Source organism: Streptomyces sp. NPDC048504, from assembly GCF_043200035.1.
Classification (GTDB): domain Bacteria; phylum Actinomycetota; class Actinomycetes; order Streptomycetales; family Streptomycetaceae; genus Streptomyces.
The window spans coordinates 126,406-138,956 of sequence record NZ_JBICXA010000004.1; the positions used below are offsets into that span (position 1 = coordinate 126,406).

Here is a 12,551-nt window from a genome sequence, read left to right on the forward strand (position 1 = left end):
GGCTCCCGCGGAACTTCGCCGTCGGGTTCCGCCCGTCACCCGGCCTCCGCGGCGACCGTCGCCGCTCCGCCGCTCTTCTCGGTCAGGCCGAGGCTGCTGCGGAGGCTGACCGGCTTCAGCAGGATCGCGGCGATCACCGCGAGGAGGGCGGCGGCGGCCGAGAGGAGGAAGATCCGCGCGGTGGCGTCGCCGTAGGCGACACGGATGATCTCCTGTACGGCGGCGGGCTGTGCGGAGACATCCGTGGCGGAGCCCGTGGTCCGCAGTCCCGCCGAGACGAGGCCGTGCGCGATCTGGTCCTGGACGTGCCGGGCCAGTACGGCGCCGAGGACGGAGACACCGATCGTGCCGCCGAGGGACCGGAAGAACGACACCGTGGAGCTGGCCGCGCCGATGTCCCTCAGCGGCACGGTGTTCTGCACGACGAGCACCAGGTTCTGCAGCGTCATGCCGACGCCCATCCCGACACACAGCATCGCCACGCCCAGCAGGAGCATGGGTGTCCTGGAGTCGATGGTGCCGAGCACGGCGAACCCGACCGTGAGCAGGACGGCTCCGGTGATGATGAACGGCTTGATCTTCCCGGTCCGGCTGATCAGCCGCCCAGCGACCGTGGAGGCGATGAGAATTCCGGCCATCATGGGAATCGTCAGCAGGCCCGCCCCGGTCGGACCGTGCCCGCGGCTGAGCTGGAAGTACTGGCTGAGGAACACAGCGGCGCCGAACATGGCCGTACCGACGGAGAGGCTGCCGACGATCGCCAGCGCGGTCGTCCGCTGCCTCACGATGTGGAGCGGTACGACGGGTTCGGCGGCCCGCGACTCCACCCACACTGCCGCGCCGATCAGCACCAGCCCGCCGGCCACCATGACCCCGGTCTGCCACGAGGCCCAGCCGAAGGAGTTGTCGACGAACGACACCCACACCAGCAGCACGCTGACGCCCGAGGCGATCAATGCCGCCCCCAGGTAGTCGATCCTGACGTTCTCGCGCCGGAGGACGGGAAGGTTCAGCGTCCGCTGGAGCATGAACAGCGCTACGGCCGCGATCGGCACGCCGACGAAGAAGCACCAACGCCACCCCAGCCACGAGGTGTCGACGATCACGCCGCCGAGCAGCGGTCCGCCGATGGTCGACGTGGCCGTGACACTGCTCAAGTAGCCGCTGTAGCGGCCGCGTTCGCGGGGCGGGATCATCGCCGCGAGGGTGATCTGGACGAGGGCCTGCACACCGCCGAAGCCGACACCCTGCAACGCCCGCGAGGCGATGAGCTGCCCCGCGGTCTGGCTGATCCCGGATGCCACGGCGCCCAGCACGAAGACGCCGATGGACACCTGCACGAGGGTCTTCTTGCTGAACAGGTCGGCGAGCTTGCCCCAGATCGGCGTCGTCGCCGTGGTGGTGAGGAGCGTCGCGGTGACGACCCACGTGTACTGCGTCTGCGACCCGTGCACCGCCCCGATGATCTTCGGCAGCGCGCTGGAGACGACCGTACTGCTGAGGGTGGAGACGAACAGCGCGAGGAGCAGCCCGCTGAGGGCCTTCAGCACCTTCCGGCGGGCCGCGGGGGATATGTCCGGCGGACTCGACTCGTTCACCGCGGTGCTCATACGCCGGACTCCAAGCGACCCGTTCGCTATACGCCGTGTATAGCGATATCGGTTCACCATACACGGCGTATAGCGGCGGGAAACAGAGTCGCCCGAGGGGCGAGCGAGACGTTCGGCCGCGCTCGCGCCCCGGTCATCTGCGGCCGGCGAACCGTCCCCTCGCCGGCGTCTGATATATCGCTGGTATGCGCACTGAATTCAACCCGGCCCAGATGGAACCGGTCGCGGTCTACCGCCTGCTCACCTCGACGGTCGTACCGCGGCCGATCGCCTGGGTCTCGACGGTCTCGGCCGACGGCGTCGACAATCTCGCCCCGCACTCCTTCTTCACCGTCTCGTCGGCCGCGCCGCCCATCGTGCAGTTCACCTCGGTCGGCCGTAAGGACTCGCTGCGCAATGTCGAGGCGACCGGGCAGTTCGTGGTCAACCTCGCCCCGGAGTCCCTCATCGACGAGGTGAACAAGACCGCCACGGACTTCCCGGAAGGCGTGAGCGAGTTCGACGCCGTGGGAGTCGAGCGCGAGGCCAGCACGCGGGTGAAGGCACCGCGCGTCGCCCACTCCCCCGTGGCCCTGGAGTGCGAACTGCACAGCACGCTACGGCTGGGCCACTCCACCGTGGTCTTCGGCCGGGTGGTCCACCTCGCGATCGACGAAACCGTCCTGCACGACGGCCACCCCGAGGTCACCCGGCTGCGCCCCCTGGCACGTCTGGGCAAGGACGAGTGGAGCACCCTCGGCGAGGTTCTCGACCTGCGCCGCATCCGGTACGCCGACTGGCCCGAGTCGAGCTGAGAGAGCACCCCAAGCCGGCCCTCAGGTAAAAGACCAGGTCAGAGCACCAATTCCCGGCACATCACTCCGCACCCGGCGGCATATAGTCGCCCCATGCAAGAAACTGGGCGAATGGAGCCGACGCCGCCCCGCAGGAACCTGCGCGAAGAGCAGAAGCTCCTCACGCATCGCCGACTGCTCGACGCGGCCGTCACGGTGTTCACCGAGAAGCCGTTCCTCGATGCGCGGATGGAGGACATCGCCCAGGCGGCGGGGGTGACCCGGGCCACGGTCTACGCCCACTTCCCCGGCAAGGCCGAGATCGTCGACGCGCTGGTGGAGCGGGTCTACGGCGTGATGGGCGAGGCGTACGCCGACCTGGCCGCGCTTCCGCGCTGGACCCGGCCTGACGTCCGCGCCTGGCTGGACGAGGCCGCGACCCGCTGGCGCGAGATGGCGCCCGTCCGCCGCGTCGCCAACGCGGCGGCCCCGGCGGCGCTCCGCAGCCTCGGCGAGGGCCGGGTGCAGTACGTCGAGGCGCACGAGCGGTATGTCGCGATGCTGGTCGCTCCGCCGGAGCGCTGGCGGGGCGTCGACCCCGCGGAGGCCCGCCAGCGGACGCTGATGGCCGTACTGCAGACCGAGTCGTTCTTCGCCGCGTGGATCGCCGTGGAGTGGCCGCTGGAGACCGCCGATCCCCTGTATCTGCTGGCCGACTCCCTGTGTCATCTCCTCGCGCCCGCGTTGGAGAACGACGACGACCTCGTCTGATCGCGGGCCGCAGGCGTCGGCCAACGGGACGTACGGCAAGGGTAGTTACCCATCGGAACCCTACGGCGGAAGGCCAACTACCCCTCATACAGCTGTCGGCGGACTCACTGCGCTTCCTCCTCGCACCGCATCAGAGAACGGCGACGGTCTCACCTGATCGCGGGGCGTGGGCGTCGGCCAACGGGACGTAGAGCAAGGGCAGTTGCCCATCGGAGTTACGCACCCGATGACCAACTACCCCTGCGCAACGAGCCGTTGCTCAGCCACCCCCGCCAACACCCGCTGCCCCGGCGGCAGGATGCACCGCCGCGACAGGCTCCCCCTCACCGTGCGGTGTGCGGGCGTGGATGCCGATCGTGAGGAAGGCGACGGCCGCGGCCACCAGCATGCCGATGCCGCCGACCAGGGCGCAGGTGTGCAGCGCGTCCGTGAAGCTCGCTCCGTAGGCGGCCAGGGCCTGGCCGGTCGCCTCGCCGGTGTTCAGGTGCAGGAAGGCGCCTGCCTGGATGCCCGCGCCGTTGACCATGCCGATGACCTGGCCCTGGTCGGCCGGGTCGAGGCCGGACGCGGCGACGTGTGCGGGCAGGGTGGCGAGGGTGCGGTGGGTGAGGACCACTCCGAAGATGGCGGGGCCCAGGGCGCTGCCGATCTGGCGGAGGGCGCTGTTGGCGGCACCGGCGGTGCTGCCCAGGCGGCGCGGCAGGCTGTTCATGGCGATGGTGGTGATCGGGGCCATCGCCAGCGCGATGCCGACCCCCAACACCGCGATGACCAGGGCCGCTTCGCCGGTTCCGGTGGTGGCGTCGAAGAGGTTCACCAGGAGCGCCCCGACGCCGCCGACGAGCAGACCGGTCACCAGCACGAGGCCGGGCGAGAACCGGTGCATCAGCCGGCCGACCACCGGACCGAGGACGACGGTGAAACCGTTGAGCGCGATCAGGCGCACCCCGATGTCCCACGTCGAGGCGTGATGGACCAGCCCGAAGTACTCGCTGAGCGAGAAGACCAGACCGACCTGCGCGAACAAGGTGAGCGCCATGACGAACGCGGCCCCGGAGAACGCCGACGACTTGAACAGGCGCATGTCCAACATCGGGCAGGGCGACCGCAGTTCGACCAGGACGAAGGCCGGCAGGGCGAGCGCCGCCACGACGAACGCGGTGACGACCTCGGCCGAACCCCAGCCCGGGGCGCCGCCGCCCTCGATGACGCCGTAGACGATGGCGGTGATGGCGACCACGGCGAGGAGTTGGCCGGGGATGTCGAGATGGCGTTCGCGGTCCGAGCGGGAGTCGGTCAGGGCGAAGGCGCCGACCAGGACCGTGACGGCGCCGATGGCCAGGGTGGGCAGGAAGATCCAGCGCCAGCTCGCGTGCTCCACGATCAGGCCGTTGAAGAGCGGGCCGAGGGTCAGGCCGAGGCCAAGGGCGGCCGTCCACAGGGCTATCGCGGCGCCCCGTTTGCGGTGGTCGGGGCAGACGTGGCTGATCAGGCCGAGGGTCGCGGGCAGCAGGGCGGCGGTGCCGACGCCGGTGAGCGCCTGGCCGACGCAGACCTGGACGACGCTGTGGCCGGTCAGGGCGACGAGACAGCCGAGACAGGACAGTGTCAGGCCGATCAGGTACATCTTCTTGCGGCCGTAGAGGTCGCCGATGACACCGCAGGTCAGGAGCAGTGCGGCGGTCGGCAGGATGAACGCGTCGGTGATCCACTGGAGCCCGGTGGTGGATGCGTCGAGCGCCTGCTGGATCACCGGCAGCACGACCGACACCCCGACGACCGGCAGGTAGGAGACGAAGACTCCCACGCAGGCCAGGGCGATGGTGGCGGTGACGTTCCGGGACGGGCTCTCCGGCTGCGGGGCCGGCGGTGAGACTTCGGACACCTGGGTCGGCATGGCACCTCGCGCTTGATCGGCTTGAATCTCCATTGACGTAAGCCATTTCTTTTCGGGAAATCGCTTCGGACCGTATACAGGGATCCGGTCCAGGAGATGCCGTTGGGCCTGCAAGCTAAGGTGAACAGCGGCGACGACAGGAGGCCTCGTCGAGCGGGAACGCGCAGGTGGCGGGCGGTTCAGCCGGCGGCGACGTTGGCGGTGATCAGCCGGAGGAGCTGCTTGGTCAGGGCGTCCTGAGCGGGCGTCAGGCCCATGGCGTCACCGATGGCGAGCGGCACGGCGGCGGCCTGCTCCCGCATCCGCTCCCCGGCGTCGGTGAGCCGGATGGCGACCGAGCGTTCGTCGTCGCGCCGGCGTTCGCGGCGCAGCAGACCGTTCGTCTCCAGCCGCTTCAGGAGCGGGGAGAGCGTGCTGGATTCCAGTTGGAGCGCGGCGCCCAGGTCCCGTACGGAGATCGAGTCCTGCTCCCAGAGGACGAGCATGACGAGGTACTGCGGGTAGGTCAGGCCGAGTTCGTCCAGCAGCGGCCGGTAGCGCGCGGTCACCGCGCGGGACGCCGCGTACAGCGCGAAGCACAACTGGTCGTCGAGGAGCAGCGATCCCTCGGCCGGTTCCGCGGCGGCTGGGCTCATGGTGCGACTCCTCGCTCCGGCGTCCGTGGCGTCTACGGCGTTCTTCAGGGCAATCACCACCTTATCGTTCAGGTCCAGCCGATTCTATCGAGCACGCTTTAGTTGTGCACGACTTAATCGCACGCTACTATCTTCCTCGTGCCGCACCACCGGCCGAGATCCGGCCGGAACCCGCCGCGGCACCCGATCCGAGGAGATCGCCATGACCGACAGCACCGCGCCCCGCCCCGTCCTCGAACCCGCCGCCCAGGCCTTCGTCGAGGCGACCGCGAACCCGCCGTACCTCTTCGACCTCGCCCCGGCGGAGGGCCGCAAGGCCGTCGACGAGGTGCAGTCCGGGGAGATCGCGAAGCCCGCCGTCGACGAGGAGTGGATCACCGTGTCCGGCGGCCCGACCGGGCAGGTCAGGGCCCGTGTCGTCCGCCCGGCCGGGGTCACCGGCACGCTTCCCGTGATCATCTACATCCACGGCGCGGGCTGGGTCTTCGGCAACGCCCACACCCACGACCGCCTGGTGCGCGAACTCGCCGTGGGCGCGAACGCCGCCGTGGTCTTCCCGGAGTACGACCTCTCCCCCGAGGCCCGCTACCCGGTCGCGATCGAGCAGAACTACGCCGTCGCCCAGTGGGTCGTGACAGAGGGCGCCACCAAGGACCTCGACCCGACCCGCATCGCGGTGGCCGGCGACTCCGTGGGCGGCAACATGACCGCCGCGCTGACCCTGATGGCCAAGGAGCGGGGTGACGTTCCGCTCCTCCAGCAGGTGCTGTTCTACCCGGTCACCGACGCGAACTTCGACACCGGCTCCTACGGCCAGTTCGCCACCGGCTACTTCCTGCGCCGCGACGGCATGCAGTGGTTCTGGGACCAGTACACGACCGACGAGGCCGAGCGCGCCCAGATCACGGCGTCCCCGCTGCGGGCGACCACCGAGCAGCTCACCGGTCTGCCCCCGGCCCTCGTCATCACCGGCGAGGCCGACGTGCTGCGCGACGAGGGCGAGGCCTACGCCAACAAGCTCCGCGAGGCCGGGGTCCCCGTCACCGCCGTCCGTTTCCAGGGCATCATCCACGACTTCGTGATGCTCAACGCCCTGCGCGAGACGCACGCCGCCGAGGCCGCCATCACGATGGCCGTCACCGTCCTGCGCAAGGCGCTCGCCTCCGCCTGACGTACGGGCCGCCCTCCCTCGGTGACGCGCACGCCACCTCTGCGATACGGCACACTCGGCCGCATGGACACCGATGCGTTCGTGAGGACTCTGGACCGGGAGGGCGGCCTGCTGGCCTCGGCCGCCGAGGAGGCGGGCGCCGACGCCGAGGTACCGCCCTGTCCGGGGTGGCAGGTGCGGGATCTGCTGCGGCACACGGGGATGGTGCACCGCTGGGCGACCGCGTTCGTCGCCGAGGGGCACGCCGGGTACCACCCCGACGGCGGCCTCCCGGACCTGGACGGCGCCCAGCTGGTGGCCTGGTTCCGGGCGGGACACCGCTCCCTCGTGGACACCCTCTCCGCCGCCCCGCCCGACGTGGAGTGCTGGCAGTTCTTCGCGGCACCGTCGCCGCTCGCCTTCTGGGCACGGAGGCAGGCGCACGAGACGACCGTGCACCGGATGGACGCCGAGGCGGCACGCGGCGGGACGGCCGGGGAGATCGCCCCGGACTTCGCGGCCGACGGCATCGACGAGTTGCTGCGCGGCTTCCACGGCCGCCGCAAGAGCCGGGTCCGCAGCGAGGAACCCCGGGTGCTGAGGGTGCGGGCGACGGACGCGGACGGCGCCGTGTGGACCGTACGGCTGTCCCAGGAACCGCCCGCCGCCGAGCGGGACGGCACCGGGGACGCCGACTGCGAACTGGCCGGTCCCGCAGGGCAGTTGTATCGGGCACTGTGGAACCGGGGGCCGTTCCCGAGCGTGACCGGGGACGCGTCGGTCGCCGAACTGTGGCGGGAGAAGTCGGCCGTCACCTGGAGCTGAGGGTTCGGGGCTTGGAGCTGACGAGCCGTCAGCCAGTCAGCATCTTCGTCAACACCGCGCGCTGCAACGGGAGTACCTCACCGTGCAGCGCGCGACCCTTGTCCGTGAGGGTCACGCGGACGCCCCGCCGGTCCTCCGCGCACATGCCGCGCTCGACGAGACCGTCCTTCTCCAGCCGCGCGATCAGACGCGACAAAGCGCTCTGACTCAGATGGACCCGCTCGGAGATCTCCTGGACGCGAAACGCGCAGGACTCGGCGGACAGCACGTCCAGGACCTCGAAGTCACTGCCGCACAGGCCGTGTTGATGCAGAGCGCGGTCTAGTTCGCACTGGGTGCGGGCATGCAGCGCCAGCATCTCCCGCCACTGGTCCACGAGCGCCTGCTCGGCCTTCTTCGCCGCCATGACAGCGCACCGTAGCAGAGAAACGAGTTTGTTGCATCGGAATTAAATGCGTTCGCATTCGATGCATGCGCATGTATTGTCTGCGGCATGACCTCTCCGCTCTCCTCTCCCGCGGCCCCGGCCTCGGCCGTCCGCTGGACCCCACGGCTGTGGGGCACCCTGCTGGTGCTCTGCGCCGCGATGTTCCTGGACGCGCTCGACGTGTCGATGGTCGGCGTCGCCCTGCCCTCCATCGGCTCCGAACTCGACCTCTCCACCTCGACGCTCCAATGGATCGTCAGCGGCTACATCCTCGGATACGGCGGCCTGCTCCTCCTCGGCGGCCGGACCGCCGACCTGCTCGGCCGGCGTCAGGTCTTCCTGGTCGCCCTGGGGGTCTTCGCGGTGGCCTCGCTGCTCGGCGGCCTCGTCGACTCGGGCCCGCTGCTCATCGCCAGCCGCTTCATCAAGGGCCTCAGCGCGGCTTTCACCGCACCGGCCGGCCTGTCGATCATCACGACGACCTTCGCCGAGGGCCCGCTGCGCAACCGCGCCCTGTCCATCTACACCACCTGCGCGGCCACCGGTTTCTCGATGGGCCTGGTCCTCTCCGGCCTGCTCACGGAGGCCAGTTGGCGCCTCACCATGCTGCTCCCCGCGCCCATCGCGCTGCTCGCCCTGCTCGCCGGCCTGAAGCTGCTGCCGCGCAGCGAACGCGAGAAGGACCACAACGGCTACGACGTCCCCGGCGCCGTCCTCGGCACCGCGTCGATGCTGCTGCTGGTGTTCACCGTCGTACAGGCACCGGAGGCCGGCTGGGCGTCGGCCCGAACTCTCCTGTCCTTCCTGGCAGTCGCCGTCCTGCTGACCGTCTTCGTGTACGTCGAGCGGCGCTCCGCGGGACCGTTGATCCGGCTCGGGGTGCTGCGCTCCGGCAACCAGATCCGCGCCCAGCTCGGCGCGATGGCCCTCTTCGGGTCGTACGTCGGCTTCCAGTTCCTGGTCACGCTCTACATGCAACAGCTGCTCGGCTGGTCGGCGTTGCACACGGCGCTCGCCTTCCTGCCGGCCGGAGCGCTGGTGGCGGCGTCCTCGACGAAGATGGGCGCTATCGTCGACCGGTTCGGCACCCAGCGGCTGATCGTGGTGGGCTTCGCGCTGATGGTCGTGGGGTACGCCCTGTTCCTTCGGGTCAGCGTCGATCCCGGGTACGCGTCGATGATCCTGCCGTCGATGCTGCTGATCGGCGCGGCCTTCGCGCTGGTCTTCCCCTCGCTCAACATCCAGGCCACCAACGGGGTCGACGACCACGAACAGGGCATGGTGTCCGGGCTGTTGAACACCTCGGTGCAGGTGGGCGGCGCGATCTTCCTGGCCGTCGTCACGGCCGTGGTCACCGCGCACGCGCCCGCGCATGCCACTCCGCAGGCGGTGCTGGACAGTTACCGGCCGGGGTTGGTGGTGGTGACGTTCATCGCGCTAGCCGGGTTGTTGATCACGTTGCCAGGACTTCGGGGGCGGCGTGCTCAGCGGACCATTGTGGTGGCCAAGTCCACGGTGACGGAGGCGGAGCGGGTGGGGGTCCGCAAGTAGTCGCTCCGCCGGGGGAGGCTTTCGTCTGCAGGTCCGTCGTGGCTGGTCGCGCAGTTCCCCGCGCCCCTAAAGGGCGCGACCGACTGGGCCGGAACGCGATGCCTCGCCCCAGAGAAACGCCTTCTACCTGTGCGCCCGGCGGAGCCGATTGCTCCGCCGGGCGGACGCGTGTGAGACTTTCGGGATGACGATGACCGGGGGACGGCGTACGCAGGCCGAGCGGGATGCGATGACCGTGGAGATCGGGTACGCGCTGGTCAGTGCGGCGTTCGTGGCGGCGGTGCTGTTCGGGGCGGTCGCCGGGCCGGCGTTGTTGTTCGAACTGCCGGGCGCCGTCGAGACGTTGCTGGTGCGCGGGGGACTCGTGCTCGCGCCGGTCGTGTTCTTCGTCCGGGTGGCGACCGTGCTGTACCGGTACCGGCAGGGAGCGGGTCACCCCAGCCAGCCGGGGCGTACCAACCCCGACTCGTAGGCCAGGACGACCAGTTGGGCCCTGTCCCGGGCGCCGAGCTTCACCATCGTGCGGCTGACGTGGGTCTTCGCGGTGAGGGGGCTGACGACCAGGCGGCGGGCGATCTCGTCGTTGGAGAGTCCGATGCCGACCAGGGCCATCACCTCCCGCTCCCGCTCGGTGAGTTGGGTGAGGGCGTCGGCGGTCGCGGGTTCCTTGGAACGGGCCGCGAACTCGGCGATCAAGCGGCGGGTCACACCCGGCGACAGCAACGCGTCGCCCTCGACCACCGCCCTTACCGCGCGCAGGAGTTCGTCCGGTTCGGTGTCCTTGACCAGGAAGCCGGAGGCGCCGGAGCGGATCGCCTCGAAGACGTACTCGTCGAGTTCGAAGGTCGTCAGCATGACCACCTTCACGTCCTTGAGGGCGCTGTCCCCGGTGATCCGGCGGGTCGCGGCGAGGCCGTCGAGCAGCGGCATGCGGATGTCCATCAGGACGACGTCGGGGCGCAGTTCGCCCACCGTGCGCACGGCCTCCTCGCCGTCGGAGGCCTCACCGGCCACCTCGATGTCCGGCTGCGCGTCCAGCAGCGCCTTGAAGCCGGCCCGGACCAGGGCCTGGTCGTCGGCGAGCAGTACGCGGATCACCGGTCGTCCTCCTTCGGCGTGACCTTCAACGGCAGTACGGCGAGCACCCGGAAGCCGCCGTCCGGGCGCGCGCCCGCCTCGATCGTGCCACCGAGCGCGGCGGCCCGCTCCCGCATTCCGGCCAGCCCGTTCCCGCTGCCCCCGGCGTCCGCGCCGGTCGGGGGCCCGTCGTCGTCGATACGCAGCCGTAGCTGCCGGGGGTCGTGCTCGACGTGCACGCGCGCGTGCCGCGAACCGGAATGCCGAACGACATTGGTGAGCGCCTCCTGGACGATGCGGAAGGCGGCGAGGTCGGTGTTGGGCGGGAGGCGGGGCGGTGTTCCGTCGACCGCGACGGTGAGGCCGGCGCTCGCCGCCTGCTGCACCAGTTCGGGCAGCCGGTCGAGGCCGGGGGCCGGGGCGCGCGGGGCGTCGCCCGGGGTGCGGAGGGTGTCGAGGACCTGGCGGACCTCACCGAGCGCTTCCTTGCTGGCGGCCTTGATGGTGGTGAGGGCCGTGCGGGCCTGTTCGGGGTCGGAGTCGAGGAGTGCGAGGCCGACGCCCGCCTGGACGTTGATGACGGAGATGCTGTGCGCGAGGACGTCGTGCAGTTCGCGGGCCATCCGCAGCCGTTCCTCGTCGGCGCGGCGGCGGGCCGCCTGGGCGCGTTCGGCGCGGTCGCGGGCCCACTGTTCGCGGCGGGTGCGGGCCAGTTCGGAGATCGCGGCGACGGCCACCACCCAGGTGGCGACGGCCAGTTCACGGCCCCACGGCATTCCGTGGTCGTGCTGTGGGGGCAGCCAGCGGTAAAGCCAGTGCGCGACCAGGAGATGCGCCGCCCACAGCACGCCGAGCGCGGTCCAGGCGGCCCAGCGGCGGCCGGCGACGACCGCACTGAAGCAGCCGAGCGCGACGGGCACGAAGACGGGGCCGTACGGATATCCGGCGGCGAAGTAGAGCACGGTGGCGAGCACGGTGCCGAATGCCACCCACACGGGGTACCGGTGACGCCACAGGAGCAGCCCCGATCCGACGACGAGCAGCACGCGCGCGTAGAAGTCGAGGTGGACGCGGTCGGGCTGGCTGTGCGAGGCGAAGTTGCTGCCGACCAGCACGAACACGGTGACCAGCAGCGTGGAGCGCCACGGCCACCGCGTCGGCGCCACCGCCCCGCCCCACGGCGGTCCGTGACGCCACCACTGCGGCGGTCCCCCACCGCGCACCCGCTGCTCGTCCATGCACGTCACGCTAGACGCCGGGCGGCGTCGGGGGCGTCAGCCGGACGGGGTGATCACGTGTACTTCCCGGGGAGTACGTCCGGAAACCGGTCTACCCCGTGAGGCGCCGAGGCCCGGGACGGCGATGCGGCGAGCTCGGCCAGGTGGTGCAGCGAGTTGATGAGGTGCTCCGGGCCGAACGGCGGGAACCGGATGCCGCGATCCCGGATGAACTGCGGCACCGCCGACCAGTCGTAGGTGAGCGTCACCTCGGTCTCGGACGGGCCGAGCGGCGCGAGGTCGTAGCGCCAGATCCAGCCGCCGAACTCCAGGTCACCGTTGCCCCTGTCCTGCCCCGTCAGCCAGCCGATGGCGCGCGGCGGGTCGAGCACCTGGACCTTGTTGACCACCTGGTAGTCACCGTTGGGATGGCCGGAGTGATACATGTCCATCCGGAAAATCTGCCCCACCTCGGTCAGTCGCGCCCGGTCGACGGACTCCTGAACCCAGCCGGTGCCGTCGATCGCGGAATGCGTCGTCGGGTCCGCCAGCACCGCGAACACCCTCGCGACGGGCACAGCGACAGTCAGGCCGGCGCTCACGCTCTCCTGGTCCACG

The 12,551-nt window shown here is 70.5% G+C and carries 13 protein-coding genes; 6 read left to right on the forward strand and 7 right to left on the reverse strand.

The window, feature by feature from the left end:
* Positions 1-35: 35 nt before the first annotated feature.
* Positions 36-1,610: an MFS transporter gene (locus ACGFY9_RS11470; protein WP_393753507.1), complete on the reverse strand. Its 1,575-nt coding sequence runs from the start codon at positions 1,608-1,610 to the stop codon at positions 36-38.
* A gap of 185 nt (positions 1,611-1,795) precedes the next feature.
* Here ACGFY9_RS11470 and ACGFY9_RS11475 point away from each other — a divergent pair, with 185 nt between their 5' ends.
* Positions 1,796-2,404 carry a flavin reductase family protein gene (locus ACGFY9_RS11475; RefSeq protein ID WP_393753508.1) on the forward strand — a complete coding sequence of 203 codons (609 nt, stop codon included), beginning with the start codon at positions 1,796-1,798 and terminating at the stop codon, positions 2,402-2,404.
* 111 nt (positions 2,405-2,515) lie between these two features.
* On the forward strand, positions 2,516-3,154 hold the full coding sequence (locus ACGFY9_RS11480; RefSeq protein ID WP_393753509.1) for a TetR/AcrR family transcriptional regulator: 639 nt from the start codon (positions 2,516-2,518) through the stop codon (positions 3,152-3,154).
* Positions 3,155-3,413: 259 nt separating this feature from the next.
* Here ACGFY9_RS11480 and ACGFY9_RS11485 read toward each other — a convergent pair whose 3' ends face one another.
* The gene (locus ACGFY9_RS11485; RefSeq protein ID WP_393753510.1) at positions 3,414-5,051 is read right to left on the reverse strand and encodes an MFS transporter; all 1,638 of its coding nucleotides are present in this window, start codon (positions 5,049-5,051) and stop codon (positions 3,414-3,416) included.
* Positions 5,052-5,230: 179 nt separating this feature from the next.
* Entirely contained in the window at positions 5,231-5,686 is a 456-nt protein-coding gene (locus ACGFY9_RS11490; protein ID WP_393753511.1) for a MarR family winged helix-turn-helix transcriptional regulator, read from the reverse strand.
* Positions 5,687-5,888: 202 nt separating this feature from the next.
* On the opposite strand from ACGFY9_RS11490, the gene ACGFY9_RS11495 reads away from it, so the two are divergent.
* A complete protein-coding gene (locus ACGFY9_RS11495) occupies positions 5,889-6,857 on the forward strand; it encodes an alpha/beta hydrolase (protein WP_393753512.1) in 969 nt (322 codons plus the stop codon).
* 63 nt (positions 6,858-6,920) lie between these two features.
* Positions 6,921-7,661: a maleylpyruvate isomerase family mycothiol-dependent enzyme gene (locus tag ACGFY9_RS11500; RefSeq protein ID WP_393753513.1), complete on the forward strand. Its 741-nt coding sequence runs from the start codon at positions 6,921-6,923 to the stop codon at positions 7,659-7,661.
* A gap of 28 nt (positions 7,662-7,689) precedes the next feature.
* Here the strand turns inward: ACGFY9_RS11500 and ACGFY9_RS11505 are convergent, their stop codons facing one another.
* The gene (locus ACGFY9_RS11505; protein ID WP_393753514.1) at positions 7,690-8,067 is read right to left on the reverse strand and encodes a MarR family winged helix-turn-helix transcriptional regulator; all 378 of its coding nucleotides are present in this window, start codon (positions 8,065-8,067) and stop codon (positions 7,690-7,692) included.
* Between the two features lie 87 nt (positions 8,068-8,154).
* Here ACGFY9_RS11505 and ACGFY9_RS11510 point away from each other — a divergent pair, with 87 nt between their 5' ends.
* Both ACGFY9_RS11510 and ACGFY9_RS11515 read left to right on the forward strand, forming a co-directional pair.
* Positions 8,155-9,639 (forward strand): MFS transporter, encoded by a 1,485-nt coding sequence (locus tag ACGFY9_RS11510; protein WP_393753515.1) that lies wholly within the window; start codon positions 8,155-8,157, stop codon positions 9,637-9,639.
* A gap of 184 nt (positions 9,640-9,823) precedes the next feature.
* Entirely contained in the window at positions 9,824-10,111 is a 288-nt protein-coding gene (locus ACGFY9_RS11515; protein ID WP_393753516.1) for a DUF6332 family protein, read from the forward strand.
* On the opposite strand, the gene ACGFY9_RS11520 is transcribed toward ACGFY9_RS11515, so the two are convergent.
* From ACGFY9_RS11520 to ACGFY9_RS11530, 3 genes are read right to left on the reverse strand one after another with little or no spacing between them, the layout of a single operon-like run.
* Entirely contained in the window at positions 10,072-10,737 is a 666-nt protein-coding gene (locus ACGFY9_RS11520; protein ID WP_393753517.1) for a response regulator, read from the reverse strand. The genes ACGFY9_RS11515 and ACGFY9_RS11520 overlap by 40 nt on opposite strands.
* Positions 10,734-11,954, reverse strand: coding sequence for a sensor histidine kinase (locus ACGFY9_RS11525; protein WP_393753518.1), 1,221 nt, complete (start codon positions 11,952-11,954; stop codon positions 10,734-10,736). Before ACGFY9_RS11525 ends, ACGFY9_RS11520 begins: the two co-directional genes overlap by 4 nt.
* A 53-nt stretch (positions 11,955-12,007) precedes the next feature.
* Positions 12,008-12,550 (reverse strand): polyketide cyclase, encoded by a 543-nt coding sequence (locus tag ACGFY9_RS11530; RefSeq protein WP_393753519.1) that lies wholly within the window; start codon positions 12,548-12,550, stop codon positions 12,008-12,010.
* Position 12,551: the final 1 nt, after the last annotated feature.

Excerpts from the sequence above, each read along its gene's own strand:
- ACGFY9_RS11475 (WP_393753508.1), top strand. The coding sequence starts at position 1,796 with ATGCGCACTGAATTCAACCCGGCCCAGATGGAACCGGTCGCGGTCTAC.
- ACGFY9_RS11470 (WP_393753507.1), bottom strand. The coding sequence starts at position 1,610 with ATGAGCACCGCGGTGAACGAGTCGAGTCCGCCGGACATATCCCCCGCG.
- ACGFY9_RS11500 (WP_393753513.1), top strand. The coding sequence starts at position 6,921 with ATGGACACCGATGCGTTCGTGAGGACTCTGGACCGGGAGGGCGGCCTG.
- ACGFY9_RS11480 (WP_393753509.1), top strand. The coding sequence starts at position 2,516 with ATGGAGCCGACGCCGCCCCGCAGGAACCTGCGCGAAGAGCAGAAGCTC.
- ACGFY9_RS11515 (WP_393753516.1), top strand. The coding sequence starts at position 9,824 with ATGACGATGACCGGGGGACGGCGTACGCAGGCCGAGCGGGATGCGATG.
- ACGFY9_RS11490 (WP_393753511.1), bottom strand. The coding sequence starts at position 5,686 with ATGAGCCCAGCCGCCGCGGAACCGGCCGAGGGATCGCTGCTCCTCGAC.
- ACGFY9_RS11495 (WP_393753512.1), top strand. The coding sequence starts at position 5,889 with ATGACCGACAGCACCGCGCCCCGCCCCGTCCTCGAACCCGCCGCCCAG.
- ACGFY9_RS11525 (WP_393753518.1), bottom strand. The coding sequence starts at position 11,954 with ATGGACGAGCAGCGGGTGCGCGGTGGGGGACCGCCGCAGTGGTGGCGT.
- ACGFY9_RS11505 (WP_393753514.1), bottom strand. The coding sequence starts at position 8,067 with ATGGCGGCGAAGAAGGCCGAGCAGGCGCTCGTGGACCAGTGGCGGGAG.
- ACGFY9_RS11510 (WP_393753515.1), top strand. The coding sequence starts at position 8,155 with ATGACCTCTCCGCTCTCCTCTCCCGCGGCCCCGGCCTCGGCCGTCCGC.
- ACGFY9_RS11485 (WP_393753510.1), bottom strand. The coding sequence starts at position 5,051 with ATGCCGACCCAGGTGTCCGAAGTCTCACCGCCGGCCCCGCAGCCGGAG.